Genomic DNA, 25,381 nt, shown 5'->3' with positions numbered 1-25,381 from the left:
GAGTGAAAGGAAATGACATGACGAATACAGCGTCTGCGGCACCTGGCGGTGATACCTATCCGGTTCTGCCCCTGCGCGACATTGTGGTCTTCCCCCACATGATCGTGCCCCTGTTCGTCGGCCGCGAAAAATCCATTCGCGCCCTGGAGGAAGTCATGGGCTCCGACAGGCAGATCATGCTTGTCACCCAGATCAATGCCGGCGACGACGATCCGGCGCCGTCCGCCATTCACAAGGTCGGTACGGTGGCCAATGTCCTGCAGCTTCTGAAGCTGCCCGATGGCACGGTGAAGGTTCTGGTCGAAGGCCGCGCCCGCGCCAAGATCGATACCTACACGTCGCGCGAGGATTTCTATGAGGCGACCGCGAAGGTCCTCGCCGAGCCGGAAGAGGATTCCGTCGAGGTGGAGGCGCTGGCCCGCTCCGTCGTCTCGGAATTCGAGAACTATGTGAAGCTCAACAAGAAGATTTCGCCGGAAGTGGTGGGCGCCGCCAGCCAGATCGACGACTATTCCAAGCTTGCCGATACGGTTGCCTCGCATCTCTCCATCAAGATCACCGAGAAGCAGGCGATGCTCGAAACGGTGAGCGTCAAGATGCGCCTCGAAAAGGCGCTCGGCTTCATGGAAGGCGAAATTTCCGTCCTGCAGGTGGAAAAGCGCATCCGCTCGCGCGTCAAGCGCCAGATGGAGAAGACCCAGCGCGAATACTATCTGAATGAGCAGATGAAGGCGATCCAGAAGGAACTCGGCGAGGGCGAGGACGGCCGCGACGAGATGGCCGAACTGGAAGACCGCATCTCCAAGACGAAGCTGACCAAGGAAGCCCGCGAAAAGGCCGAGGCGGAACTGAAGAAGCTGAAGCAGATGAGCCCCATGTCGGCGGAAGCCACCGTGGTGCGCAACTATCTCGACTGGCTGCTCACCATTCCGTGGAACAAGAAGTCCAAGATCAAGGCCGACCTCAACAATGCCGAAAAGATCCTCGAGCAGGATCACTACGGCCTGGACAAGGTCAAGGAACGCATCGTCGAGTATCTCGCGGTGCAGGCGCGCGCCACCAAGATCAAGGGCCCGATCCTGTGCCTCGTCGGCCCTCCGGGCGTCGGCAAGACCTCGCTCGCCCAGTCGATCGCGAAAGCCACCGGCCGCGAATATGTGCGCATGGCGCTCGGCGGCGTGCGTGACGAGGCCGAGATCCGCGGTCACCGCCGCACCTATATCGGTTCGATGCCCGGCAAGGTCATCCAGTCGATGAAGAAGGCGAAGCGTTCCAACCCGCTCTTCCTGCTCGATGAAATCGACAAGATGGGCATGGATTTCCGCGGCGATCCGTCCTCGGCCCTGCTCGAAGTGCTCGATCCGGCGCAGAACTCCACCTTCATGGATCACTATCTGGAAGTGGAATACGACCTGTCGGACGTGATGTTCATCACCACGGCCAACACGCTGAACATTCCGGCCCCGCTGATGGACCGCATGGAGATCATCCGCATCGCCGGTTACACGGAAGACGAGAAGCGCGAGATCGCCAAGCGGCACCTGCTGCCCAAGGCCATCAAGGAACATGCGCTGAAGCCGGAGGAATTCTCCGTCAGCGACGATGCGCTGATGGCGGTCATCCAGCAGTATACCCGCGAAGCCGGCGTGCGTAACTTCGAACGCGAACTGATGAAGCTCGCCCGCAAGGCGGTGACCGAGATCATCAAGGGCAAGACCAAGACGGTGGAGGTCACGGCCGCCAACATCCATGATTATCTCGGTGTTCCGCGCTTCCGCCACGGCGAGGCCGAGCGCGAGGATCAGGTGGGGGTTGTCACGGGCCTGGCCTGGACGGAAGTCGGCGGTGAACTGCTCACCATCGAAGGCGTCATGATGCCCGGCAAGGGCCGCATGACCGTCACCGGCAACCTGAAGGAGGTCATGAAGGAATCGATCTCGGCAGCTGCATCTTACGTCCGCTCGCGCGCCGTCGATTTCGGTATCCAGCCGCCGCTGTTCGACAAGTCGGACATCCACGTGCATGTGCCGGAAGGGGCAACCCCGAAGGACGGCCCGTCGGCTGGTATTGCCATGGCCACGGCCATCGTCTCCATCATGACCGGCATTCCGGTCTCCAAGGATGTGGCGATGACGGGCGAGGTGACGCTGCGCGGCCGCGTGCTGCCGATCGGCGGCCTGAAGGAAAAGCTGCTGGCGGCTCTGCGGGGCGGCATCAAGAAGGTTCTGATCCCGGAAGAGAATGCCAAGGACCTGGCGGACATTCCGGACAACGTGAAGAACAACATGGAGATCATCCCGGTCTCGCTGATGTCGGAAGTGCTGCAGCATGCGCTGACGCGCCAGCCGGAACCCATCGAATGGGACGGCACGGTGGAAACGCCGGTCATTGCGACCGTGGAAGGCGTCGATGATGCCGGGGCCTCTCTGGCCCACTGAATGATGACAGCCTGTGTTGTATCCACAGGCCGAAAGCAAAAAGGCCGGCGTTTTGCCGGCCTTTTTTGTGAAAACTCGCTAAAGCCCCTTGTTTTTCAGGCGATCGCGGCGCTTTTGAGTGTCCGAAGGGGTCGTCGAAATCAGAGTCGCCCCCGACAGATCCATGTATGTGAAACCATTGAAAGGGGTGGAAACATGAACAAGAACGAGCTGGTCGCCGCAGTGGCTGAAAAGGCTGGTCTCTCCAAGGCTGATGCAGCTTCGGCTGTCGACGCCGTGTTCGAGACCGTTCAGTCGGAACTGAAGAACGGTGGCGACATCCGTCTTGCCGGTTTCGGCAGCTTCTCCGTATCCCGCCGCGAAGCTTCGAAGGGCCGCAACCCGTCGACCGGCGCTGAAGTCGATATTCCGGCTCGCAACGTTCCGAAGTTCTCCGCCGGCAAGGGCCTCAAGGATGCCGTCAACAGCTGATTGCTGTGACGAAGACAAGGCCACGCCGCGCTGCGGCGTGACGGTTCAGGGCCCGGCGGCAGCGTCGGGCCTTTTCTCGTTTCGGCTACCCGCCTTCGGATTTGAAGATGTACCATCGGCGCTTGCCATTCCCCGCCCGCTGCCCTAACCATGGGCATGCCGGTTTTTCCGGCAGCGTTCTCGGGGCGGGGTGAAAATCCCCACCGGCGGTAGGCAACCCGGAAAGGGGTCGCAAGCCCGCAAGCGCCCGTGCCGATCTGTCGGCGTGGGGTCAGCAGATCCGGTCGAACTCCGGAGCCGACGGTTACAGTCCGGATGGAAGAGAGCGGGGAAGGGCGGCATCGTCGGATGCGCGCCTGTGTCTTGCCGTTTCCGCGGCCGGCGTTGCAGTGCCGTTTGGCCTGGCTATCCCCGTCGTCCTGATCGCGTCACAGGGTCGGACAGAAAAGGGAATGGCATGAACAGTTCGAAAGCCGCATCACTGATCCGCTCGCGGGCCGTTGTGGGCGCCGTCTACATGGTGCTGGCAGGCATCACCTTCGCCCTGGTCAATGTCGCGACCCAGCGGCTGGCCATGACGCTTGCCTTTCCGGCGGCCTCCACGGCCTTCTGGCAATATGGCTTTGCGCTCGTCATCTCGCTGCCGCTTTTGCGCCGTCTCGGCCTGTCTGCCATGCGCACCCGCTATCCGGGGCGGCATGTGGTGCGGGTTGCGCTCGCGGCACTCGGCGTTCAGGCCTGGATTACGGGGCTTGCGACGGTGCCGATCTGGCAGGCGATTGCGCTCGTCATGACCTCGCCCTTCTTCGTCATTGTCGGGGCGCGGCTGTTCCTCGGCGAGACAGTCGGCCTGCACCGGTGGCTGGCAACGCTGACGGGCTTCGTCGGGGCGATGATCATCCTGCAGCCGTGGTCGGACACGTTTTCTGCGGCGGCGCTGCTTCCGGTGCTCTCGGCCCTGCTCTGGGGCGGTTCCTCGCTGATCATGAAGGACCTGACGCATCACGAGGCACCGGAAACCGTGACCGTCTGGCTGCTGGTGCTGCTGACGCCGATCAATGCAGGCCTGGCACTGGCGGAAGGCTTTGTCCTGCCGTCCGGCGCAGCACTCTGGCTGCTGCTTGCTGCAGGCCTGTTGACGGCGCTGGGGCAGTATCTGCTGACGCTCGCCTACAACGCGGCGGATGCCGCCTATGTCCAGCCCTTCGATGATCTGAAGCTGCCGCTCAACGTGATCGCGGGCTGGCTGGTCTTCGGCTATGCGCCGAGCGGCTATCTCTGGCTCGGCGCACTGCTGATTCTCTCCGCATCGCTGGCGCTGATGCTGAAGGAGGCGCGGGCGGGGGACGCCGGCGCCTGAGGCAGGCCAGACCTTCGCAAGCTATCGGGAATGTCGCCTTCGCAGCCCCGGTCCGCAAAAGCCGGGCCGCATGAGGTTGCAATGGCGGCGGGAATGCTTTTCTATCCGCCGCCACGACAGAGGGAGACAGACCTGACATGCATTACCTTCTCACGGGAACCGCGGGCTTCATCGGCTTTCACCTTGCCCGCCGTCTGCTGGAGGAGGGGCATCGGGTCACCGGCTTTGACGGGATGACGCCCTATTACAATCTGCGCCTCAAGGAAGCCCGCCACGCGGCGCTGGCGCAGTTCCCCGCCTTCCGCCCTGTCATCGGCATGCTGGAGGACCAGCGCTTGCTGGAGAGCACGCTGGAGGAGGGCGTGCCGGACGTGATCATCCACCTCGCGGCGCAGGCGGGTGTGCGCTACAGCCTGGAAAATCCCAAGGCCTATCTCGATTCGAACCTCGTCGGATCCTGGAACGTGCTGGAACTGGCAAAAAACGCCGGTGTCAGCCACCTGATGCTCGCCTCCACCTCATCCGTCTACGGCGCCAATGACAAGATTCCCTTTGGCGAAAGCGACAAAGCGGATGAGCCGCTCACTTTTTACGCGGCCAGCAAGAAGGCGATGGAGCTGATGGCGCACAGCTATTCGCATCTCTACCGCCTACCGACCACCGCCTTCCGTTTCTTCACCGTCTACGGCCCCTGGGGCCGGCCGGACATGGCGCTCTTCAAATTCGTCAAGGCGATGCTGGAGGACGAGGAGATCGAGATCTATGGCGAGGGCCTGATGAGTCGCGATTTCACCTATATCGATGATCTCGTCTCGGGAATCATTGCGCTCTCGCATATCGCGCCGAACGAATCGAATCGCGTTACCGCCGCCGGCGTCTGCGATACGCTGTCCCATCAGGCGCCGTTCCGCGTCGTCAATATCGGCGGCGGCCAGCCCGTCGGTCTCATGGATTTCGTGAAAACCATCGAAAAGGTGCTGGGCAAGCCCGCGCGCCGGAAAATGCTGCCCATGCAGCAGGGCGATGTGCCACGCACCTATGCGAGCCCCGATCTCCTGATGGCATTGACGGGGCGGAAGCCTGAAATCGGGCTGGAAGAGGGCGTCAGCGCCTTCATCGACTGGTATGTCGATCATCGCGCTGCGCTGCAGCTGTGAGGCGTCGCAGCGCCCCGTCGTGTCACGACAGGGATGTGTTCTGTGGAATGCGCCGGTTAAATGGAACGGTCACGTGTTCTCGTGACAGCAACGTGACGTCAATCTGCCGCCCGACCCCGTTCTAAAGATAACGGCGGTCGCGTTCCGATGGCGCTTGTGCCAGAGGCGGGGCGGGGTGTCCAGAACTTGTTGGGGAGGCGTCTCCGCCGTCCCGGCAATCGCTCTGCAGGCCACCCCGTTTAAGGATTGCTTCTCTCCTCAGCGAGCCCTGGCCGAGCAAGCGGTGAGCGGATGAGGGGCGTCGGGACCTACCCGTCACAGACACCGGCTGGACAGACAATATACGGGTCACTCGCCGCATCGCGCACTTGGAGCGCCTGAGCGTCAAAGACAAAGGAGCGAAGAAAAAAATTATAAAGGGGAAGATGGTGGGCGATGAGAGCCCGCTATTTGTGAGATTTTCCGGCAGTTTATGGGATTTCGAGACACAGAAAAAAGTTAAATCATTTCCGTGTCGCTCTGTTGGTGGTGTCTCGGCTCTTGAAACCCCTTCGGTGATGCTCGGAGCGGTCTTTTCATGACCCCCAAGCGCCCTCTTCAAAACACATTCCGTCTTGATCCCCGAAGGATCAAAGATCCTGCCGAGCTTCGCCGTCTCGCGAGGAACGCGAACTTTGTTCGCATTCTGGCAGGCAAGCGCGGCATGAGCGCAATCACAATTTGCGAGAAATTTCGCCTGCCAATCTCGGAAGCTATTCAGATACGCGACAGCGCCAACGAATGGAGGCGCAGCTGTGAGAAAGCGCAGTGAGGCAAACATTCGGGAGCTGGGGCCTCTCGCTGATCTTGCGGCCGGGGAAGCCAGATCGGCGGTGCTGAACGGTGTGCCCTCAATTGCGGCCAAGGTGTTGGCTGAGAGGAGTGCGCATGATGCCGAGATCGTCATGGAAACTCTCAGGGCGTTCCTTGAGAGGCAAGGCGCGGCCGGTGCAAAGGTGGTCTTTGAGGTGTTCAAAAATTGTCGCGTCGGCGGGGTGCCGGGCGATGTCCTGTACCTCGACAGGCAGTGGAATGCCGTTAACAGCCTGTCAGCGATAAACCCTGCGAAGAGGCCGGATGCGAGCGGCGACTCGCAACAGTCCTCGCCGCAGGAAATCGATATTTCTCGGCTGTTCGGAGAAAGCTCCTCGTCGGGGCAGAAACTCGTCGCGGCAACGCCTTACATCTGGACTGATCCTGCAGATATTCCGAAGCGTCCGTGGCTATACGGTCATCTGCTGGTCCGTGGTTTTGTGACGGTCACGGTTGCGCCTGGCGGTGTTGGCAAGAGTTCTCTGGCGAAAGTGGAGGCCTTGGCTATGGTTACCGGCCGGCCGCTGCTGGAGAAGCGGCCGGTTGCCCCCCTGAATGTTTGGTATTGGGGGCTTGAAGATCCTGCCGACGAATTGCAGCGCCGAATTCAGGCCGCGTGCGAACATTATGACATATCGGCCGATGATCTGTCTGATCGGCTGTTTGTCGACAGCGGCAGGATGCAGGGTCTGTGCGTCGCCCATTCCGATGCGAAGGGCAGAACGCTTGTCAACAAGCCAGTCATTGCCGCGCTGGCACAAGAGCTTATCGCGAGAAAGATCGACGTGCTGATCGTTGATCCGTTCGTTTCGAGCCATGCTGTTTCCGAGAATGACAATATCGCCATCGATAGGGTGGCTAAGATGTGGGGGCGCGTTGCCGACGCTGCCAAGTGTGCAGTTCACCTGGTGCACCATACCCGAAAGCTGGGGTCAGATGCCGAGGTGACGACAGAAAGCGCCCGAGGCGGGAAAGCTCTAACCGATGCAGCCCGTGTCGTTCGAACGGTCAACCGAATGTCTGCCGAGGAAGGCAAGGAATTCGGGATAACAAACCACCGCCAATTCTTCCGGGTCTACGACGACAAGAGCAACATGGCGCCGCCGCCGGAGGTTTCGGAGTGGCACGAACTGCGGAACGTGGTCCTGCCGAACGGGGATCATGTCGGCGTGGTGACGCGATGGGCTCCTCCGGACGCCTTCGACGGCGTGACGATAGAGAACCTGAAAGCGGTGCAGGTGGCGATCAGCCGTGGCGATTTCAGGGAGGATATTCGCGCAAGCACGTGGGCGGGAACGGTCGTTGCAGAGGTGCTCAGCATTGACGCCGCAAGCCCTCTCGGTCGCCACAAGATCAAGAAGCTGCTGGCGAAGTGGATCGAGACTGGCGCTCTTCGCGTCGAGTTGGTGAAGGACGAAAAGCGGCGTGACCGGGCGTTTGTGAGGGTTGGGGAATGGGTGTGATCAAGCACCGCTCCAGTCCTTTTTATGAACTGGAGCAAACTGGAGCACTGGAGCAAAACCCATGTCATTTTGGGGGTGCTCCAGTTCAAAATATCAACTGGAGCAGACTGGAGCACTGGAGCGCAAAGGATGCTCTGAAGGTCCGCTCCAGTTTGCTCCAGTCAAGCCGGCCGGCGCAGTCCAGTCACACCCCCTTTAGGGGGGGTGATGACTGGAGCACTGGAGCTAACTGGAGCGGCCTGCATCCGGGTGTGGGTAACTGCCAGTACAGCGAGGCGGTAGGACGTTCCGAACTGGAGCGCGTGAGTGGACCCCACATGTCAGGCGATCGCGCTCCAGTTCGGGGCGTCCGGGTGCGCTGCCCGATGGCGGATACGCGGGATCGTCTCACCTCATGCGAACGGCCAAGCCTCCTACGGCCTCTTGCCCGGAGGAGCGCCCCCCTCCCTGGGGCAGGGACCGTACACACGAAGCCGGCCGGACGGGCCGGGACGACCCCGGTTTTTCGTCAGTCACAGACCCTTGTTTGCATGGTTGACGGGGTTGACGTGGTTGACAGTGGGGTTGTCGGCCGTGGTTGACCGCACCGCCTTGTCGATCGTCGCCAACCAGCCGACCGAGCCTCAGGGGCCTGTTGCGCAGTTCCGCGACATGCACCGCCGATGGATCGAGGGCCGTCCGTTGACGCCTTCGCAGGTGGCGATCCTCATCGAAGGGTTTGGCGGCTACCTTGATGCTGTCGATGCAGGCGAGCGCGCTTCGCTGGACTGGTCATTCGGGCTGAAGGCCTGGGGTGGACTGTCCGTCGCGAAGCAGGATCGTCTTGCCCGACGCGACACGATGATCCGCAACCTATGGCGCGTGATGCCCGATTGGCAGGGCCAACAGCCCGTCACTGTCGCGCGGCTGATGGCTATAGACGCTTCCCGATACGAGCGGCAGCGATGGCCCCGCGAACGTGCCGCGCCGCCGCCGGCGCAGCCTGCCGCCACCTGGTGGGCCATCCTCGACGATGGCTTGCCGATACCGGGGATGAAGCGGCTTCAGCAGATCCTCGAGCATCCCGCCAACGAAGGTTTTTTGCTGCAAAACTGAAAGACCGTTTCTGAAATGCGAACAAAAACAGACAACTAGATAGAAATTCAAGTGGTGTTTGGATTTCCGCAGACCTGAATAACACTGATCGCAACAGGAGTTTTCACATGGATTTTGACCACACTCTCGATCCCAGCCGCCTGCGAGCGCTGGACGCTATCAGGGAAAATTTGAAGGCGTCATCGCAGGCACTGTCGGAAAAGGTCCGTACCTTGACGAAAAAGCGGATTGACAAGAACACCCAGCTCAACGCTGCCAAGGCCGCGTTGCGGGGTGCCCGAAGCGGCGGAGCTATCGTCGAGCATCACTTTGATGGCGGCATTCCGACGAGCATCACCCGGTTCCAGTCGAGTGATCACGTCATGTCCTGGACTAGCAAGGTGGAACGCTTGGAAGCCGAGTTGGCAGATATCAATCGCGAGATCACTGCCGCAAACGATGCCGCAGCCGCCGCGTCCAGTCGCTTCAGTGAGGCCGACGGACTTTGCCAGTCCTGCACGAAGTTCCTCGACGATCGCTTCCAGATCTCGGTTGCCGAGGATGTGGAACGTCAGCAGCTCAACCGCGAGGGTGGACAGGCCAATGACTGACATCAAGAAGCTGATCGGCGGTGCCTTGGCGCTGTCGCGTGAAGCCAGCCAGCAGCTCGGCCGTGGTGTCGCGGATATTCGCTCCCACATCGTGGCGCTCAAGTTGGAGCGAAAGCGCATCGCGGCTTTGCCCGTCGATCAGGACGAGACCTTTGCCCGCATCGATCGCCTGGTCGATGTTGCGACCGAGGCGGCCCGGCAGCTGTATCCGACGCCCGCGGACATGGTACGCCCTGATTACCAGCCGAAGCCGGTCGCCCTGAAGCCGGAGCTTCTTCTGCTGGCACAGATGGGTGCCGAGATCGGGCAGCGCATGAAGGCCGAGGCTCTGGAGTTCTACAAGGCCAATCCGGGCCTTGATGCGGCGACCCGAGCTGACCGGATACGCAGCGTCGATCGGAAGATCCTCGACGCCGAGCTTGCCGAAGAGAGCATGATCCGCAGTGCCGAAGCTGCAGGCTTCCCGATCCTCCGTCGTCGCGATGCAGATCCACGCGCCGTCCTTGCTCATGAGAAGGTTCTTCCACAATGATCGAGAAGAAGGTTTTACGGGCCTATACCCGCGAAGAAGTCAGAGCGGCACTGAACGCGAAGACGACTGTCGCGTACCAGGCGCCGAGAGGTTTTGCTCCGAAAGGGCTGAACGCCACAGCGATCTTCGAGAGGCGCAAGGCTGATCTGGTGTCGTCACAGCCTGCGACCAGCGCTGACACAAGTCCGCAGCCGTTTGGATCGAAGGCATTCGCACAGACCGTTTTTGCGCAGCGGCGCGGCCAACCTGCGACAGCTGCAGCGGCGCCCCAAGCGCCCCCGGCGCCATCACGGGATGCCGAGGACAGTCCGGCACCTGCCGTTTTGCGGGCCATGGCAAGCCGTCTGCAGAACTTCACCGCAGCGGGCGGTACTGTTGCTCCGGCGAAGCAGACGCTTGCCGACACGATCAGGGAAGCCGTCCACGATTGGCGGCCACCCGATAGCGCTTCCGTCGAATAGCAGGAAGCGCAATTACTCTCACCAACGAGGAGCAGACCATGATTGAAACCACAATCAAACTCGGTCGCAAGTACCGAGACACAGTTTCCGGCTTTGTCGGTGTTGCGACAGCCGTCCAGATGCATATCAGTGGGCCTGATCAGGTGTGCTTGACACCGATCGGCGCTCCTTCCGAGCTCAAGCCGGACGTGTGGCTTGACGAAAGCCGGATGGAGATCGCGCCGCACGAAACCGTTCCCGAGCGCGGTATCGTCGATACGAGAATCATCCTCGGTGCGAAGTACGTCGACAAGGTAACGGGCTTCCTGGGAACGGCAACGGCCATCGCTGCATATTCGTCTCGCCCGAACCGGGTGTGTTTAACGCCTGACGCGATCGATCAGGTCGACGTGAAGCCGGATTTCTGGATCGACGAGGTTCGTGCAGAGCGCAGCGGAACCAGCGTCGTTACCCTCTAGCCGGCTGCAGACAGGGCACCCCTCTGGGGCAGGGACCGTACACCCCAAACCCACCCCACGGGCCGGGACGACCCCGAAATCTCGCCAGTCTGAGGCTAAAAACGAAGCCTAAAGAGCGGCTAAAGTCCTAAAGTGACTAAAGAACTCGAACATGGGCGCTAACCTCCAAGAGGCCGAGGAGCCAGGCCGATAGCGACAGCGAACCTCCCCGCGCCCAAATCAGACTGGGGGGTCAAGGTTCGCAAGGCTCGTATTTCAACATCCAACGAGGATACGTCTATGAGCACCGTTAAAGTACGTCTCTCCCGAACCTACACGAGCCCGGAAGGCAATTTTGACAGCCTGGACCTGCGCGAACCGACCTACAGGGACCGCCACATGGACGGGATCGGCGCTCCGGCGGAATGGCAGATGTTGCAGACCGGGGCGCCGATGTTCGTGGTTCATCCGGCAACCGTCGATGCCTATGTGCAGCGGCTGCTCGTGGCCCCGAAATACGAATTCATCGGTTCCATCTCGGCATCCGATGCGGGCAGGCTGGAACAGGCCGTCCTCGCTTTTTTTCGCGATGCCCCGACAGCGAACTGATCGCTGATGGGATGGTCTTCCGCCTTGGCTGGCGTGCGGCCGATGTGGAAGCGATGACACTGTCGCAGCTGGCGCATTGGGCGGGCCGGTTGGTGGATTTCCATAGGCGGACAAGCAGATGATTGAGATTGACGACAAGGAACTGGAGGCGCTCCAGCGGGCATTCCGAAAGCTTCCCGGTGAAATCAAGACCAAGGTCATGGCGCGCGCCATGCGCAAGCTGCGCAATCAGGTCCGCACCCGGATCGTTGGCGAGGCCTCGAAACACACCAACATGCCTCGCCCCATGATCAACGCGCTGACGACGGCTTACTTCAACGCGGGCGGCAACACCCAGGCTGTGGTTGTCGAGTCCGGATGGATCCATCTTTACAAGTACGGCGCCGTGATGAACGCGAAAGGCACCTATGTGAATGCGCGCGGCCAGTACAACCATGCCTTCGTCACGGGCTTCAAGAGCGGGCACTATGGCGTCATGCGCCGTGTTCTGGATACGCAGATGCCTTCCGCTCCAGCGAGTAAGCGTCGGCCTGGCGAGAAGGTCAAGCGCCAGCAGATTCGCGAGCTTTTCGGCCCCAATCCGGCGCACGCGATCACCAACGATCCGGACCGCTACATGGAACAGATGGCGGATATTGTCCGCGAATATCTGATGCCGAATTTCGCTCGCGAGCTAGATCGCGCTCTGACCTTCCGTTGAGGGGAACCCACTATGACGAACAAGAAGATCAAGGCCGAACTCGAAATTCAGGGCAAGGACGATACCGAAAAGGCGTTCAAGTCCGTCGCGTTGCGGATGGGCCAGATTGAGCGGCAGATGAGCCGGTTCAACAAGACCGCCGGCGACTTTCAACGAAAAGTCGAAAGCGTACAGAGAAGCGCGTCGGCCCGTGGCGGTATGGCATGGCAGATGCAAAAGGTCTCTGCCGGCATGGAAAGCGCTGCGCTCGCCCTTCGAACCGGGGTGGCTGGCATCGGCGCTGCTGTCGTTGGCGCGGGTATCAGGGATGCTGTTGTCGACTTTGCCGCCCTGGAGCGGCAGATGACGCGCATTGGGCAGACTGCCGGCGTTTCGAAAGAGACGACAGATGAGGCTCTCAAGAGCATGAAGCGGCAGGCAAAGGACCTCGCACTTCCCCTCAGTGAAGCTGTTTCGGCCATGCAGGTCATGACTGCCGCAGGTCTGGAGTTCAAGGACGCGATGGACTTCCTCCCGAGCGTGCTTGCCACGACCCAGGCGACAGGTTCAACAGCGGCCGAGATGGCCTCGACGACCGTGCAGGCTGCGAATGCTCTGAAGATCGCGGCTGCTGACATGCAGCACGCTTTCGACATCATCAACGAAAGCGGCAAGGCGGGGTCGTTTGAGGGGCGCGACATGGCGACCTATCTTCCCATGCTTGCGAACGGGTTTGCAGCGCTGGGCTACAAGGGAACTGAGGCGGTTGGTGAAATCTCTGCTCGCATGCAGGTTCTGCGGGCGCACACCGCCGATGCTTCCACTGCCGCAGGGCAGATGGAGAACATCCTCGCAAAAATGAACTCCGAGGAGACGATCAACAAGTTTAAGAAGTTCGGGGTCAACCTTGAACTAGAAATGAAAAAGCGTGCGCGTGCAGGTCAACGGCCACTTGAGGCATTCGTCGATATCGCGCGCGAGGCTCTGCATGGTGACCTCTCGAAGATCAGCCAATTGTTCGGTGACATGCAGGTTCAGCAGGGCATGCTTTCGTTGATCAGCGATGCGGAGACCTATCGCCGCGTGATTGGGATCATCAATTCCAGCCGGGTTGACGGATCGGTACAGCGCGACAATCAGCGCCTTTTGGGGGAAACACAGGCGGCAATCGACAGGCTGACAGAATCTCTTAATCAGCTGAAGACTGGTGTCGGCGGTGCGATTGCGCCTGTTTTGACGCCGCTTCTCGAAAGCGAGGTCAAGAACCTCGATTATGTCACCGCCATGAACGAGGGGAAGCGTAAGCGGGGGTACAGCAAGTTTCAGCAGTGGAACCCATTCCTGAGCAAGGATGAGAAGATGATGCTCCCCTATGATGGGGGCTATCGAGATCCTGCCTATCTCGCCGAATACTGGGCCTACCGTTACGGCCGCGCCGCTGGGGACCCGGTTCGCCCGAAAGCATCTGTGGGGCGACAAGGTCAGGCAATAGTGCTGCCGGAATTTCCAGGGCGCGGCACGGGGGCCATTCCTGTTCCGGTGGCACGGCCCCAGGCATCGCCGGCAGTCGACATGATGCGGGTTCTCCAGGATCAGTACACGTCGTATGGCAGCGGGCGGCAAATGGCTGCCGATCGGGCGGCTATGCTCGTCAACGCAAATCCGTTCCGCGCCTTTGAAGAGCGGATTGCCGATCTGTCCACGAAGACGGCGGATGGAGGGGAAAAGGCGGGGCAGGCCATTCAGGAAGGCGCCAGCGCATTCGACGACGCTGTTCAGGGGCTTCGTTCGGTTGTCGCGGATTTCCGCAGCCTGGTTCGGGATCTCGGCTCAACGACGGTCAAGGTACAGTCGGCATCCGATGCGGGCGCGCAGATGGGGCGGCGGGTGAATGCCGATACCGGCCGATCCATGCCGCCGAGCACCTTCGGCCCCCGTTGAGGACTTTTGCATGGATGACGCTCCGCTGATCATGGCGACCATTTCGCAGATTGCCGAGCGCGACGGGGTGTCGCGTCAGGCCGTCTCAAAGGTCCTGAAGGGATTGCTATCCGATCAGCCGCAAACGCCCGTGGAGCGCGGCGGGCGTGGCCAGGTACTGCGGGTTTCGCTTGCGCATTACGATCATCACCGTCAGCGCCATGTGAACCCCGCAAAGGCGTCGGCGCCGTTGCGGCGCGTTGGCGAGGCGCTTTCAGCTGCGCCGGCCGGCGTCGGCACTCTTCGCGACAGCGATAGCTACGAAGAGGCGCGCCGCCAATCCGAATGGCTGCGGGTCAACCGCGAAAAGCTGAAGTTTCAAGAGGAGTGCGGACAGTTGATCAGAACCGACAGGCTGGAAAGCGTTGCGGGCGCCATCGGCGCCGATATCCGAACGATCCTCGCGCGATTGCCGAATTATTCCGATGAACTCGCCCTTGCCGTGTCGAAGGAGGGCGTTCACGGGGCTCGTGTTCTCCTGCGAAAGATCGCCTTTGATGTCGGTGTGCAGGTTGCCGACAAGCTCGAGCAGCTTGCCGAGCTTTCGCCGGAGCGTGATCCGTTGATCGAGGACAAGGATTGACGGCGGCGGAGGAATATTCTGGCTTTGAGGTGACCGTACATGGGAACGATTTCCGAGCGCACGCGCCGCAACGGCGCAAAATCATATACGGCGCAGATCCGGATTAGACGCGAGGGGCGGATCGTCCATTCCGAGGCGCAGACTTTCCAGCGGTATCGGGTTGCGTCTGCCTGGCTGAAGAAGAGGGAAACGGAACTGGCGGAGCCCGGCGCGCTGGAAGCCCTGCACGCGCCCGGTGTCACGCTGGATGATGTGATCGAGAAATATCTGCAAACGGAACGCAGGGGCGTCGGCCGCAGCAAGGCGCAGGTGCTGGAAACGATCCGCAAGCACCCGTTGTCGCTCATGCGGTGCGAGAAGATCACGTCGGTCGAGATCTGCGCGTTTGCAGAGGATCTTCTGGAGGGCTGGGTTCCAGACGGTCGCGAGGCTCGGCCGCGAAAGCCGCAGACCGTTGGGAACTACCTTTCGCACCTCGGCTCGGTTTTCGCCATCGCGCGGCCGATGTGGGGCTATCCGCTGGATCGCGCAGCTTTTCAGGACGCTTTCACCGTTAACAAGCGCATGGGGGTTGTGAAGGCCAGCGATCGGCGCGATCGCCGGCCCTCACTGGAGGAACTGGACGCGCTGCTTTCACATTTTGCCGAGCGGGCAAAGCATCTTCCGCAGGCGATACCGATGCATCAGGTCATCCTCTTCGCGCTCTTTTCCACGCGCCGGCAGGAAGAGATTACCCGCATCACCTGGGCCGACTACCATCCGAAGGACAGGCGGGTGCTCGTGCGCGACATGAAGAACCCGAGCCAGAAGAAGGGAAACCATGTCTGGTGCGATCTGCCGCCGCCGGCCATGGCCGTGATCGAGGCGATGCCGCGTCAGGATGAGAGGATCTTCCCGTTTCAAGGCGACGCCATCAGCGCCGCCTTCACGCGGGCCTGCAAGCTGCTGGGCATCGTCGATCTGCATTTCCACGACCTGCGGCACGAAGGTGTCAGCCTGCTGTTTGAGCAGGGCTTGACCATCCCTGTTGTGGCAACGGTGTCTGGCCACCGTTCGTGGACCAGTTTGCAGCGTTATGCACATATCCGGGCAGGGGCAGACAAATATGCCGGGTGGCGGTGGATGCCGCAGTTGATGGCTGCTGATTGTCGAGCAGGTTCGGTGTGATCTCTCGCCTAGGGTGCGTCTTCCCGCGCCTCAGGCCTTCGGTTCCTGCGGCGGTGTTGCAAGCTTGCGCAGGTGCTTCTCGATCTCGATCAGGATTGCCAGCAGCCCACAGACGACAGCCGCCGCGAGAATTCCCAGCATGAAACCAAGGATCGCAAGCCCGGGAGATCCGACCGTTTCCCCGTACCCATAGCCCGCGACCGTGCACAGGATAACGATGCCGATCGCGAGGAGATTGTTCAGGCCGTCGAGTGCCCATATCAGAGTTTTGTTCATATGCCGGCCGCCCCCCTGTCGAATATAGAATAGAATAAATCAGGGAAGCCTGTATGTGTCTATTAATTTCGCTACTGAATGAGCGTCCAGTTGAAGAAAGCGTGAAAATTTCAAGTCCACTTCGTCTTCTTTCGGACTTTCTCAAGGAATTCAGCCGGCGCACCTTGCGGCTTGAGCTTATCTGCATTGGCAAGATATATAAGATAAGCTTGGTAGCCCATAGGCGTCATTGGTTCCAGCTCTTTTTCCTCAAGCATTCTCATGATTTCGCTGCGGCTTGGCATGTCTAAGGCCGCATGTAAAAGTTGAACTTCAAGCCTGGCTTCGCGCAGGCTCTCTTTTATTTCGCGCTGTTCATATTCCGAGTGCTCAAAGTCGAGGCTGTCTTGCAAACGCTGCACAATCTCAGCGTTCATCGATCGGTTATTCTCGACCGCTGACAGCATGATTTTTTCTTTAAGGTCGGCGGGCATTCGCAGGCCAAAAGGCGTAATGCTGGCGACCTTTTCGCTGGGGCTTTTTTTCTCGCTCATAGCGACACTCTGTAGCCATAAAATTCTTGACCGCAATAGCTACAGAGTGTAGCTAGCTACACAGTGAAGCCATAAAGGTGATGTCAATGAGTAAAAAGCTTATACCGCCAACAGGAGTTCGCATACCTGATCTCTTGCGACAGCGGATTCGCGAAGCGGCCGAAGAGAATCGGCGGTCGATGAATGCGGAGATTGTGTATCATTTGCACAAGGCGATGTTCGCGCCAGAAAACGAAAAAGCCGACGCACCGCGAGCCTAGGAAACTCGTGCGTCGGCTTTTCTATACCCACCCCTTACGGAGGAAGTGAACATGGATACCAATACCCCGAAAACACAGGTCGGCGCAAGGCCGGCGCTGGCGGCTATGCTGGATGATTTCCGGCTGAATGAGCAAGCGGGCGGCGCGCTGGATGCGGAATGGATGGACTTTCGCCGCCGCCATCTCCCGGAGAATTTCAATAGCCTGCCAGTCGGCGACAAGGCGCAGATCGAGATGCGCATCGAGGAGATGCCCGAAGCACGCAACATTCGTAGCGCCATGGCAAAGCGCGACACTGCGGCCGAAGCCCTTCGCAAAAAGATCATGGCTTTCCCCTGTCAGAACTTCACCGATGCTCGGTTGAAATACGATTTTGCCAAGGGCTGGCTGTGGAGCACCGAGGCGGAACTGTTTGCGGATGAAAGCGTGGCGATGCTGCAGAGCCTGTATTCGCTGCTGCGCGATCCTCCAGCGCCTTCCTTAGCGGCGCCGGTTGATGTGGCGAATGATCCGATCGGCGTCGATGTGGACCGCATTTACGATGACGTGCGGGAGGCCTTGGCAATGGTCCGCTTGATGCATCAGAGCCTGGTCCAAATCTCGATGACACCGATGCGCGGCGTTCCGATGGATGTCATCGACAATTTCGGCGACTTGCGCCGGTGCTCGGAGGTGGTCGCGCGCGGTCTGTCGGGCGTGCTGGCGAGGATCGACAACGCGATCGAGGCCGCTTCGGAGGGCTCGGACGATGCAACCGCAGCAAACGGGTGAAGGCTTCCGTTTTTCCCTTGGGGAGCGGGTGACGATCGCCAAGAGCCGGCATTCCGGCAGGGTCGAAGGGCGGGCCGAATTCCTCTCCGGTAGGAAGGGCTATTACGTCCGCCTCGATCTGAGGATCGCCGGGCGTGAAACCCATTGGTACGACGACAGCGACGTTATCGAGGAACAGTGATGGCACGGGTGGCGACCTCAAGAGACGGCGGCAAGTTGCCGTTGAATAAGTCCGCGGCGGATGCATCGGAGCATCGGCAGATCTCCAAGCGGAAGAGCATCCAGCCGACACTTCGAACGATTTCCCTGCAGAGAATCGCTCTCAGGCGTGAAGAGGCAGCGGCAACGCTTGGAATTTCACCATCGACATTCGATGGCTGGGTTCGAACCGGCATGATGCCCCAGGCTGTCAAGGTGGGCGGCGTTGCTCTGTGGGACGCGGAGAAAGTTCGAAGCGCCTGGTGCAGTCTGCAGGATGCTGCCGAGCGCGAATCAGTCGATGACGGGCCGAACCCGTTTGACGGGGTCGTGGTTTGATGAAAACCGAACTGCGATACCTCGTGCACGATCCGGACGAGAAGGGCAGGGACCGATTCTATGTTCGCCTCAAGATCGGCGGCCGGTTCCGCAAGAAGCGCATTCGCCAGCCGTTCAAGGATGCGGCTGGCGAGATCACTCGAGATTTCATGCTTGCGTACTTTGCGGCGCTGGCGGAGCTGCGAGGCGATGCGCCCGGCGAGGAACCTGCGAAGCCGAAAGCCCCGGTAATCCGCGAAGAGACGTTCAACTGGCTGTTTGACCAGTACTACCGGTCGCCTGAATTCCTGCGGCTGGACAAGGCCACGCAGAAAGACAAGCGGAGTGTGTTGAGCCGCTTCGCGGAGAAGGCTGGGGATCATCCATATAAGAAGTATCGACGCGAAGATATGGAGCGAAGCCAGATTGCTCGGAAGGATACGCCGGGCGCGGCTGACAAGCTGGTTAAGGTGCTCCGGGCCGTCTTCAACTGGGCCATGAAGCGAAACCCGAAGCTGATGAGCCATAATCCAGCCGTCGGTATCGTGCCGATCAACCGGAAGAAGGGCGGCTTCCACACCTGGACGCCTGCTGAGATCGACATCTATCGTGCTCATTGGTCTGTCGGAACAGTGCCGCGTCTCGCGATGGAAGTCATGATTACGGTCGGTGCGCGGCGATCGGATGCCGCATTGATCGGTCCTCGCGACGAGTTTGTGAGGGAAGGGCAGCGGTGGTTGCGGTTCACGGCGCACAAGGGGCGCAATCGTTTCCCTGTCGAGATCGAATCTCGTCTCACGCCTGAACTAATCGAGGCGTTGGAGAAAACGCCCACCGGCACCAGTCATTATGTTCTGAGTGCGCGGCAGGCGCCTTTCACGATCGAGAGCTTTGGCAACGCGTTCAAGCGATGGTGTGTCGAAGCTGGCCTGGGAGAATGCTCGGCTCACGGGCTGAGAAAGGCTGCGGCTGTTGCCTATGCCGAAAGCGGGGCAACCGCGCCGGAGCTATGTGCTGTGTTCGGGTGGTCCAACCTTCGGACGGCTCAAATCTACATTGACCAAGCCGAAAAGCGGAAGCTGCGGGCGAACGCATATGAGCGGCGCCAAGCCCACGAAAAACTCAAAAGTGTCTCGGTTTCCGCAAAAGGAACAACCAGCGAGACAAACGAGGTAAAAAGAGATGGAAAAACAAACCCGAAATTGGGAAATGGTGGGCGATGAGAGACTCGAACTCCCGACATCCTCGGTGTAAACGAGGCGCTCTACCAACTGAGCTAATCGCCCGTCCGCTGTGCGGTTCGTGTCCGCCGCGTCGGTGGCCGTGATCTATGCGGATCGCGGGAATGACGCAAGAGGGTTTGTGAAGTTTTTTTGATTTTTTTGTCGTCCGAAGCAAGGCGGATGGTGAAAAGCCCTGCGGTTCCGGCCATTTGAGTGAATGCGAAAATAGATCCGTCCACAGCATGCATTGGGTGCCTCGAGGGGTCTCTCCAAGAAAGCGCATGACGTCACGGTTTTGTCGTGAAACCTGCTTGACACCCCGGGATGAACCCCTTAGAGAGCCGCTCATCGACTGGCGCTGCCGGTCGGCGGGAAGACTTCTTCCTTCCCTGGAAACGATGCGCGGGTGTAGCTCAGTCGGTTAGAGTGCCGGCCTGTCACGCCGGAGGTCGCGGGTTCGAGCCCCGTCACTCGCGCCATTTCCTGAACCCAAGAAGAAGACGGATGTTGATCATCCAAAGATGCGCGGGTGTAGCTCAGTCGGTTAGAGTGCCGGCCTGTCACGCCGGAGGTCGCGGGTTCGAGCCCCGTCACTCGCGCCATTCTTTTTCCTCCTCCTTGCCTCCGTACTCGCGCTCCGGGTTAACGCTGGTTCGCCGCATGGGTCCGTTGCGGGGAGATGGCGTTTTTTATCGCGCGCTGATCCTGCGGCGGTTGCGGACCTCTGTCCATTGTCTGTCATCGTGTCGCTGGCGGGGCTCTGCTCGTTCTGCTGCGTTGCAGCATGAGGCGCTCGGGGCTTCATGCACCTGATGCGGTGGAAAGGGGGGTGCCTCATAGCCGATGGTTGCCTGCGTCGAGCGCGCGGCGGGGGTGCGTACACCCGTCGTTGCGCGCTGTCCTGCACGCGTGCTGCGCAGGGCCGTGCCGGTTGGGTGTCGCACGGCGACGCCGATTGTCGGTCGTATCGGGTGGGTGCCTCAGCTTAACATGCGTTCGGCTCAGCAGTCATTTTTCCGTGATGGTCGCGGTGTGTTGCGGGGGTGCGTGACGGTGCCGGGGACCCGGTGCCGGTTCAGTGCCAAGTCACGGAAATATGGCAGACTCTCGCATTTGAGGGTATGCTCATATAAATGCCGAGACCCTATTGCGTTCGGTTTGGCGCGGTCCTATCTCTGCCTTGGCGGGTGAGACAGCGCCGCGCTCTGCCGCGGGTGTCTCTCCGGTCCGGGCGGTCTTCTCGCCGGACTTTAACGTGATGTGAGAAATCATCTTTTCGGGCCTGTCTCATGCGGAAGGTCCCTTCTTTCGGCCTCTTCGAGCCGAGTCTGAATCAACAACGACCGGCCGCGGCACTTTGTGTCATTTTGGTGCTGGATGTGGCGCTCAAAGGTCTTGCGCCGGGATGCGGCCTGCGCTAGTCACGGCTTGTTGCAATGCACGTTCGCTTGCCGCGCATTCGCTCACGTGCCGCCCCGGGCACCGCTTGGCAAGCAGGGATCGAATACCATGACTGAACTTCTCAGTTCCTATGTCCCGATCGCGATTTTCATCGGAATCTCCCTCGTGATCGGCCTGGCGCTTCTGATTGCGCCGTTCGCCGTTGCCTACAAGGCGCCCGATTCGGAAAAGCTCTCGGCATACGAGTGCGGCTTTAACGCCTTCGACGACGCGCGCATGAAGTTCGACATTCGCTTCTACCTGGTGTCGATCCTCTTCATCATCTTCGACCTCGAGGTCGCCTTCCTGTTCCCCTGGGCCGTGTCCTTCGGCGCGATCGGCTGGTTCGGCTTCTGGTCCATGATGGTGTTCCTCGGCGTTCTCACCATCGGCTTCATCTATGAATGGAAGAAAGGAGCACTCGAATGGGAGTGATCGATCCTTCGTCCACCCTCGTTGCGCCGCAGCCCAAGGGGATCATTGATCCCAATACGGGCAAGCCCATCGGCAGCGACGACGCTTTCTTCGGCGAGATCAACAATGAGCTCGCCGACAAGGGTTTTCTGGTGACCTCAACCGATGAGCTCATCAACTGGGCGCGCACCGGCTCGCTGATGTGGATGACCTTTGGTCTCGCCTGCTGTGCCGTGGAAATGATGCAGCTGTCCATGCCGCGCTACGACGTCGAGCGTTTCGGCTTTGCGCCGCGCGCCAGCCCGCGCCAGTCCGACGTGATGATCGTGGCCGGCACGCTGACCAACAAGATGGCGCCGGCGCTGCGCAAGGTCTATGACCAGATGCCCGAGCCGCGCTACGTCATCTCCATGGGCTCCTGCGCCAATGGCGGCGGCTATTATCACTATTCCTACTCGGTGGTCCGCGGCTGCGACCGCGTCGTACCTGTCGATATCTACGTTCCGGGCTGTCCCCCCACGGCAGAGGCCCTGCTGTACGGGGTCCTTCTGCTGCAGAAGAAGATCCGCCGGACCGGTACGATCGAGCGCTGAGGGCGAGGACCTGACATGAATGAAGCCCTGAACGAATTTGCCGCCTACCTGGCCGAGGCACGGCCGGGTCTGTTTGCCGAAGCCAAGGTGGCCTTCGGCGAGCTGACGCTGACGGTGGAAGCCGACAAGCTGCTTTCGATCGTCACCTTCCTGCGCGACGACGTGCAGTCCGGTTTCGTCAACCTGATCGATGTCTGTGGTGTCGACTGGCCCAAGCGCGAGCGTCGCTTCGACGTGGTCTATCACCTGATGTCGCCACGTCAGAACATGCGCATCCGCCTGAAGGTGGAAACCGCCGAGGACGTGCCGGTTCCCTCGCTCACGGGCATCTTCCCGGGCGCCGACTGGTTCGAGCGTGAAGCCTGGGACCTCTACGGCATCCTCTTCACCGGCCATCCGGACCTGCGCCGCATCCTGACGGATTACGGCTTCGAAGGTCATCCTCTGCGCAAGGATTTCCCGACCACCGGTTTCGTCGAGGTTCGCTACGACGACAGCGCCAAGCGCGTCGTCTACGAGCCCGTTGAACTGCGCCAGGAGTTCCGCAGCTTCGATTTCCTGAGCCCCTGGGAAGGCACGGACTATGTGCTGCCGGGGGATGAGAAGGCCAAGGCTTGATTGGGTTTTAGGGCGAATAGCGAGTAGCGAATAGCGAATAGTTGTCGCCACAACGAAAGGATTAGGCAGACGATCAGCTCTTACAAGGATCTCAAGGTGTGGCAGCAAGCCATTGAGCTGGCGGTTGAATGCTACCGCTGCACCGAGAGCTTTCCAAAGAGCGAGGCTTACGGACTGACAGCCCAGATACCACGTGCGGCGGCATCGGTCGCCGCCAATATCGCGGAAGGGCATGGTCGGGACAATACCGGAAGCTTCGTGCAGTTTCTGAGGATTGCTCAAGGGTCGCTGAAGGAGTTGGAAACGCACATGATCATTGCGTGGAGGGTCGATATTCTCCCGCAACAGCCGTTTCAAAGCTTGATGGAGCAATGCGATGAAATCGGCCGGATGATGCGTGCGCTGATCAGAAGCCTGCAGGAGAAGACATGAGCGGTATAGACCTACTATTCGCTATTCGCTATTCGCTAATCACCAGCGCGGAGCGCGCCAATGACTGAACATAACGTCCGCAATTTCAACATCAACTTCGGGCCGCAGCATCCTGCGGCTCACGGCGTGTTGCGGCTTGTTCTTGAGCTGGACGGCGAGATCGTCGAGCGCGTGGACCCGCATATCGGGCTTCTGCATCGCGGCACCGAGAAGCTGATCGAGAGCAAGACCTATCTGCAGGCTCTGCCCTATTTCGACCGGCTCGATTACGTCGCGCCGATGAACCAAGAGCACGCCTACTGTCTGGCGGTCGAAAAGCTGCTCGGCATCACGGTTCCGATCCGTGGCCAGCTGATCCGCGTTCTCTACTCGGAAATCGGCCGCATCCTCTCGCATCTGTTGAACGTGACCACGCAGGCCATGGACGTCGGCGCGCTGACGCCGCCACTCTGGGGCTTCGAGGAGCGCGAGAAGCTGATGGTGTTTTATGAGCGCGCCTCCGGCTCGCGCATGCACGCTGCCTATTTCCGTCCGGGCGGCGTCCATCAGGACCTGCCGGTCGAGCTGGTGGAAGATATCGGCAAGTGGTGCGATGCCTTCCCGAAGGCGCTCGATGACATCGATGCGCTAATCACTGACAACCGTATCTTCAAGCAGCGCAACGTCGATATCGGCGTGGTGAAGCTGGAAGATGCCTGGGCCTGGGGCTTTTCGGGCGTGATGGTGCGCGGTTCCGGCGCCAAGTGGGACCTGCGCAAGTCGCAGCCCTACGAGTGCTATGCGGATCTCGATTTCGACATCATGATCGGCAAGAACGGCGACTGCTACGATCGCTACCTGATCCGCATGTTCGAGATGCGCGAAGCGGTGAAGATCATGAAGCAGTGCGTCAATCGCCTGCTGTCCGACGCCAAGACCGGTCCGGTGTCGTCGATCGACGGCAAGATCGTTCCGCCGAAGCGCGGCGAGATGAAGCGGTCGATGGAAGCGCTGATCCATCACTTCAAGCTCTACACCGAAGGCTTCCACGTGCCGGAAGGCGAGGTCTACGCCGCCGTCGAGGCGCCGAAGGGCGAATTCGGCGTCTATCTCGTCGGCGACGGCACCAACAAGCCGTATCGCTGCAAGATCCGCGCCCCGGGTTATGCGCATCTGCAGGCGATGGACTTCCTGTGCCGCGGCCACCAGCTGGCGGACGTCTCGGCCATCCTCGGCTCGATCGATATCGTGTTCGGAGAGGTGGACCGCTGATGGGCCGAACGCTCCTCCTTCTTGGCGGTCTGCTCGTTTCGGGTCCTGCGCTGGCGCAGACCTCCGAGCCGAGTACCCAGGGCGGTGGAGCATCGGAGACCATGGCGCATCTGCTCTCCAGGGAGTATGAAATCAAGGCGGCCGTGCCCAATGGAACGAAGCTCATCGTTTTCCTGCAGAAGGGCACGTCAGCTTATGCCTGTGAATTCGTGAGTGTCACGAAGACGCGGTGCGGATCTGTCAATTGATAAGGCGTGAGAAAGAATGTCCGTTCGTCGACTAGCCGAAGATCAGTTCCAGCCGGCAGCCTTTGCCTTTACTGCGGATAACGCCGCATGGGCGGAGGCGACGATCCGGAAATATCCCGAGGGTCGCCAGCAATCGGCGGTCATCCCTCTGCTCATGCGTGCGCAGGAGCAGGATGGGTGGGTCACCCGCGCGGCGATCGAGTTCATCGCGCAGAAGCTCGCGATGCCCTATATCCGCGTGCTGGAGGTGGCGACCTTCTACACCCAGTTCCAGCTGAAGCCGATCGGCACGAAGGCCCATATCCAGGTCTGCGGCACAACGCCGTGCATGCTGCGTGGTTCCGAGGCGCTGATGGATGTCTGCAAGCGCAAGATCCATCACGAGCCCCTTGAGCGCAACGAAAGCGGCACGCTGTCATGGGAAGAGGTCGAATGTCAGGGCGCCTGCGTCAACGCGCCGATGGTGATCATCTTCAAGGATGCCTATGAGGACCTGACGCCCGAGCGTCTGGAAGAGATCATCGACGCGTTCGAGGCAGGCAAGGGGGCAGAGGTCAAGACCGGCCCGCAGATCGACCGCCACACCTCGGCGCCGGAAGGTGGCCCGGTGACGCTGCTCGACGACATCAAGCCTGTGCGCACCAATCTGGATCCGAAGCCGGTCGAAGAGGCCGTCTCGGTTCCGCCCGGCGATGCCGCGCGCCCGAAGGATACCGCCGCAGAGACGAACCCGGCCGTGAAGACGCCGGCGACGGCACCGGCGGCGGCGGAAGCCAATGCCAAGGCCGCCGAGACCAACGACGGCACGAAGAAGTAAGCAGATCCGGGGAAGGGGCGGGACGCCTTCTTCCCCCGGGCCGCACCCGGCAGACCGGGCGCATCACGCATTTGACAAGCCGGCCGGAAGTGGCCGCGGACTGGTGGAATAGATC

General features: G+C 60.5%; 29 protein-coding genes, 3 tRNA genes, 1 pseudogene and 1 riboswitch. Of the genes and pseudogenes, 30 read left to right on the top strand and 3 right to left on the bottom strand.

Going from position 1 to position 25,381, the window contains the following annotated elements; translation table 11 throughout:
• The first annotated feature begins 17 nt into the window (after positions 1 to 17).
• From lon to F3H95_RS00355, 17 genes are all read left to right on the top strand, one after another.
• Positions 18 to 2,438 (top strand): endopeptidase La, encoded by a 2,421-nt coding sequence (lon, locus tag F3H95_RS00435; protein ID WP_143125474.1) that lies wholly within the window; start codon positions 18 to 20, stop codon positions 2,436 to 2,438.
• 195 nt (positions 2,439 to 2,633) lie between these two features.
• Positions 2,634 to 2,909 carry a DNA-binding protein HupB gene (gene hupB / locus F3H95_RS00430; protein ID WP_143125473.1) on the top strand — a complete coding sequence of 92 codons (276 nt, stop codon included), beginning with the start codon at positions 2,634 to 2,636 and terminating at the stop codon, positions 2,907 to 2,909.
• A 172-nt stretch (positions 2,910 to 3,081) separates the two neighbouring features.
• A riboswitch (FMN riboswitch) is annotated at positions 3,082 to 3,240 on the top strand.
• A 126-nt stretch (positions 3,241 to 3,366) separates the two neighbouring features.
• Entirely contained in the window at positions 3,367 to 4,269 is a 903-nt protein-coding gene (locus F3H95_RS00425; protein WP_143125472.1) for a DMT family transporter, read from the top strand.
• Positions 4,270 to 4,406: 137 nt separating this feature from the next.
• The gene (locus F3H95_RS00420) at positions 4,407 to 5,426 is read left to right on the top strand and encodes an NAD-dependent epimerase/dehydratase family protein (protein WP_149744566.1); all 1,020 of its coding nucleotides are present in this window, start codon (positions 4,407 to 4,409) and stop codon (positions 5,424 to 5,426) included.
• 368 nt (positions 5,427 to 5,794) lie between these two features.
• Positions 5,795 to 6,007, top strand: a complete 213-nt coding sequence (locus F3H95_RS00415; RefSeq protein ID WP_149744565.1) for a hypothetical protein — start codon at positions 5,795 to 5,797, stop codon at positions 6,005 to 6,007.
• Positions 6,004 to 6,237, top strand: coding sequence for a hypothetical protein (locus tag F3H95_RS00410; protein WP_149744564.1), 234 nt, complete (start codon positions 6,004 to 6,006; stop codon positions 6,235 to 6,237). The genes F3H95_RS00415 and F3H95_RS00410 overlap by 4 nt, the downstream gene beginning before the upstream one ends.
• A complete protein-coding gene (locus F3H95_RS00405) occupies positions 6,221 to 7,741 on the top strand; it encodes an AAA family ATPase (RefSeq protein ID WP_149744563.1) in 1,521 nt (506 codons plus the stop codon). Before F3H95_RS00410 ends, F3H95_RS00405 begins: the two co-directional genes overlap by 17 nt.
• 573 nt (positions 7,742 to 8,314) lie before the next feature.
• Entirely contained in the window at positions 8,315 to 8,836 is a 522-nt protein-coding gene (locus tag F3H95_RS00400; RefSeq protein WP_149744562.1) for a hypothetical protein, read from the top strand.
• Positions 8,837 to 8,943: 107 nt separating this feature from the next.
• Positions 8,944 to 9,426, top strand: a complete 483-nt coding sequence (locus F3H95_RS00395) for a hypothetical protein (protein WP_149744561.1) — start codon at positions 8,944 to 8,946, stop codon at positions 9,424 to 9,426.
• Positions 9,419 to 9,958, top strand: coding sequence for a hypothetical protein (locus F3H95_RS00390; protein WP_149744560.1), 540 nt, complete (start codon positions 9,419 to 9,421; stop codon positions 9,956 to 9,958). The genes F3H95_RS00395 and F3H95_RS00390 overlap by 8 nt, the downstream gene beginning before the upstream one ends.
• Positions 9,955 to 10,419: a hypothetical protein gene (locus F3H95_RS00385; protein ID WP_149744559.1), complete on the top strand. Its 465-nt coding sequence runs from the start codon at positions 9,955 to 9,957 to the stop codon at positions 10,417 to 10,419. The genes F3H95_RS00390 and F3H95_RS00385 overlap by 4 nt, the downstream gene beginning before the upstream one ends.
• A 38-nt stretch (positions 10,420 to 10,457) precedes the next feature.
• Positions 10,458 to 10,877, top strand: coding sequence for a hypothetical protein (locus tag F3H95_RS00380; RefSeq protein ID WP_149744558.1), 420 nt, complete (start codon positions 10,458 to 10,460; stop codon positions 10,875 to 10,877).
• A gap of 279 nt (positions 10,878 to 11,156) precedes the next feature.
• Positions 11,157 to 11,465, top strand: coding sequence for a hypothetical protein (locus F3H95_RS00375; protein ID WP_149744557.1), 309 nt, complete (start codon positions 11,157 to 11,159; stop codon positions 11,463 to 11,465).
• 118 nt (positions 11,466 to 11,583) lie between these two features.
• Positions 11,584 to 12,165, top strand: coding sequence for a hypothetical protein (locus F3H95_RS00370; protein WP_149744556.1), 582 nt, complete (start codon positions 11,584 to 11,586; stop codon positions 12,163 to 12,165).
• Between the two features lie 12 nt (positions 12,166 to 12,177).
• The gene (locus F3H95_RS00365; protein WP_149744555.1) at positions 12,178 to 14,085 is read left to right on the top strand and encodes a phage tail tape measure protein; all 1,908 of its coding nucleotides are present in this window, start codon (positions 12,178 to 12,180) and stop codon (positions 14,083 to 14,085) included.
• Between the two features lie 10 nt (positions 14,086 to 14,095).
• The gene (locus tag F3H95_RS00360; protein WP_149744554.1) at positions 14,096 to 14,707 is read left to right on the top strand and encodes a hypothetical protein; all 612 of its coding nucleotides are present in this window, start codon (positions 14,096 to 14,098) and stop codon (positions 14,705 to 14,707) included.
• Positions 14,708 to 14,746: 39 nt separating this feature from the next.
• On the top strand, positions 14,747 to 15,874 hold the full coding sequence (locus tag F3H95_RS00355) for a site-specific integrase (RefSeq protein ID WP_149744553.1): 1,128 nt from the start codon (positions 14,747 to 14,749) through the stop codon (positions 15,872 to 15,874).
• 30 nt (positions 15,875 to 15,904) lie between these two features.
• Here the strand turns inward: F3H95_RS00355 and F3H95_RS00350 are convergent, their stop codons facing one another.
• The gene (locus F3H95_RS00350) at positions 15,905 to 16,150 is read right to left on the bottom strand and encodes a hypothetical protein (RefSeq protein ID WP_149744552.1); all 246 of its coding nucleotides are present in this window, start codon (positions 16,148 to 16,150) and stop codon (positions 15,905 to 15,907) included.
• A gap of 110 nt (positions 16,151 to 16,260) precedes the next feature.
• Positions 16,261 to 16,683 carry an Arc family DNA-binding protein gene (locus F3H95_RS00345; protein WP_149744551.1) on the bottom strand — a complete coding sequence of 141 codons (423 nt, stop codon included), beginning with the start codon at positions 16,681 to 16,683 and terminating at the stop codon, positions 16,261 to 16,263.
• A gap of 311 nt (positions 16,684 to 16,994) precedes the next feature.
• On the opposite strand from F3H95_RS00345, the gene F3H95_RS00335 reads away from it, so the two are divergent.
• From F3H95_RS00335 to F3H95_RS00320, 4 genes are read left to right on the top strand one after another with little or no spacing between them, the layout of a single operon-like run.
• Positions 16,995 to 17,714: a hypothetical protein gene (locus tag F3H95_RS00335; RefSeq protein WP_149744549.1), complete on the top strand. Its 720-nt coding sequence runs from the start codon at positions 16,995 to 16,997 to the stop codon at positions 17,712 to 17,714.
• Positions 17,692 to 17,895 carry a hypothetical protein gene (locus tag F3H95_RS00330; RefSeq protein WP_149744548.1) on the top strand — a complete coding sequence of 68 codons (204 nt, stop codon included), beginning with the start codon at positions 17,692 to 17,694 and terminating at the stop codon, positions 17,893 to 17,895. Before F3H95_RS00335 ends, F3H95_RS00330 begins: the two co-directional genes overlap by 23 nt.
• Positions 17,895 to 18,251 (top strand): DNA-binding protein, encoded by a 357-nt coding sequence (locus tag F3H95_RS00325; protein WP_149744547.1) that lies wholly within the window; start codon positions 17,895 to 17,897, stop codon positions 18,249 to 18,251. The genes F3H95_RS00330 and F3H95_RS00325 overlap by 1 nt, the downstream gene beginning before the upstream one ends.
• Positions 18,251 to 19,453: a tyrosine-type recombinase/integrase gene (locus F3H95_RS00320; protein WP_244617834.1), complete on the top strand. Its 1,203-nt coding sequence runs from the start codon at positions 18,251 to 18,253 to the stop codon at positions 19,451 to 19,453. Before F3H95_RS00325 ends, F3H95_RS00320 begins: the two co-directional genes overlap by 1 nt.
• Here F3H95_RS00320 and F3H95_RS00315 read toward each other — a convergent pair.
• Positions 19,441 to 19,516: transfer RNA gene (locus tag F3H95_RS00315), tRNA-Val, on the bottom strand. The two genes, F3H95_RS00320 and F3H95_RS00315, sit on opposite strands and share 13 nt — an antisense overlap.
• Before the next feature lie 339 nt (positions 19,517 to 19,855).
• Here F3H95_RS00315 and F3H95_RS00310 point away from each other — a divergent pair.
• The 9 genes and pseudogenes from F3H95_RS00310 to nuoE form a co-directional block, all read left to right on the top strand.
• Positions 19,856 to 19,932 (top strand) — tRNA-Asp (locus F3H95_RS00310).
• A 46-nt stretch (positions 19,933 to 19,978) separates the two neighbouring features.
• A tRNA-Asp gene (locus F3H95_RS00305) sits at positions 19,979 to 20,055 on the top strand.
• 907 nt (positions 20,056 to 20,962) lie between these two features.
• On the top strand, positions 20,963 to 21,328 hold the full coding sequence (locus tag F3H95_RS00300; protein WP_142880286.1) for an NADH-quinone oxidoreductase subunit A: 366 nt from the start codon (positions 20,963 to 20,965) through the stop codon (positions 21,326 to 21,328).
• Positions 21,319 to 21,900: an NADH-quinone oxidoreductase subunit B gene (locus tag F3H95_RS00295; protein ID WP_142880287.1), complete on the top strand. Its 582-nt coding sequence runs from the start codon at positions 21,319 to 21,321 to the stop codon at positions 21,898 to 21,900. Before F3H95_RS00300 ends, F3H95_RS00295 begins: the two co-directional genes overlap by 10 nt.
• A gap of 15 nt (positions 21,901 to 21,915) precedes the next feature.
• Entirely contained in the window at positions 21,916 to 22,518 is a 603-nt protein-coding gene (locus F3H95_RS00290; RefSeq protein WP_149744545.1) for an NADH-quinone oxidoreductase subunit C, read from the top strand.
• A 60-nt stretch (positions 22,519 to 22,578) separates the two neighbouring features.
• On the top strand, positions 22,579 to 22,950 hold the full coding sequence (locus F3H95_RS00285) for a four helix bundle protein (protein ID WP_149744544.1): 372 nt from the start codon (positions 22,579 to 22,581) through the stop codon (positions 22,948 to 22,950).
• 60 nt (positions 22,951 to 23,010) lie between these two features.
• Positions 23,011 to 24,201: an NADH-quinone oxidoreductase subunit D gene (locus tag F3H95_RS00280; RefSeq protein WP_149744543.1), complete on the top strand. Its 1,191-nt coding sequence runs from the start codon at positions 23,011 to 23,013 to the stop codon at positions 24,199 to 24,201.
• Positions 24,201 to 24,449, top strand: a complete 249-nt coding sequence (locus tag F3H95_RS00275; protein WP_142880291.1) for a hypothetical protein — start codon at positions 24,201 to 24,203, stop codon at positions 24,447 to 24,449. The genes F3H95_RS00280 and F3H95_RS00275 overlap by 1 nt, the downstream gene beginning before the upstream one ends.
• 16 nt (positions 24,450 to 24,465) lie before the next feature.
• Positions 24,466 to 25,242 (top strand): annotated as a pseudogene (gene nuoE / locus F3H95_RS00270) (NADH-quinone oxidoreductase subunit NuoE); the annotation flags it as partial.
• Positions 25,243 to 25,381 lie beyond the last annotated feature (139 nt).

The organism is Rhizobium sp. RU35A (assembly GCF_900156005.1).
Lineage (GTDB): Bacteria > Pseudomonadota > Alphaproteobacteria > Rhizobiales > Rhizobiaceae > Neorhizobium > Neorhizobium straminoryzae.
This window is presented reverse-complemented; position numbering and strand designations above follow the sequence as displayed.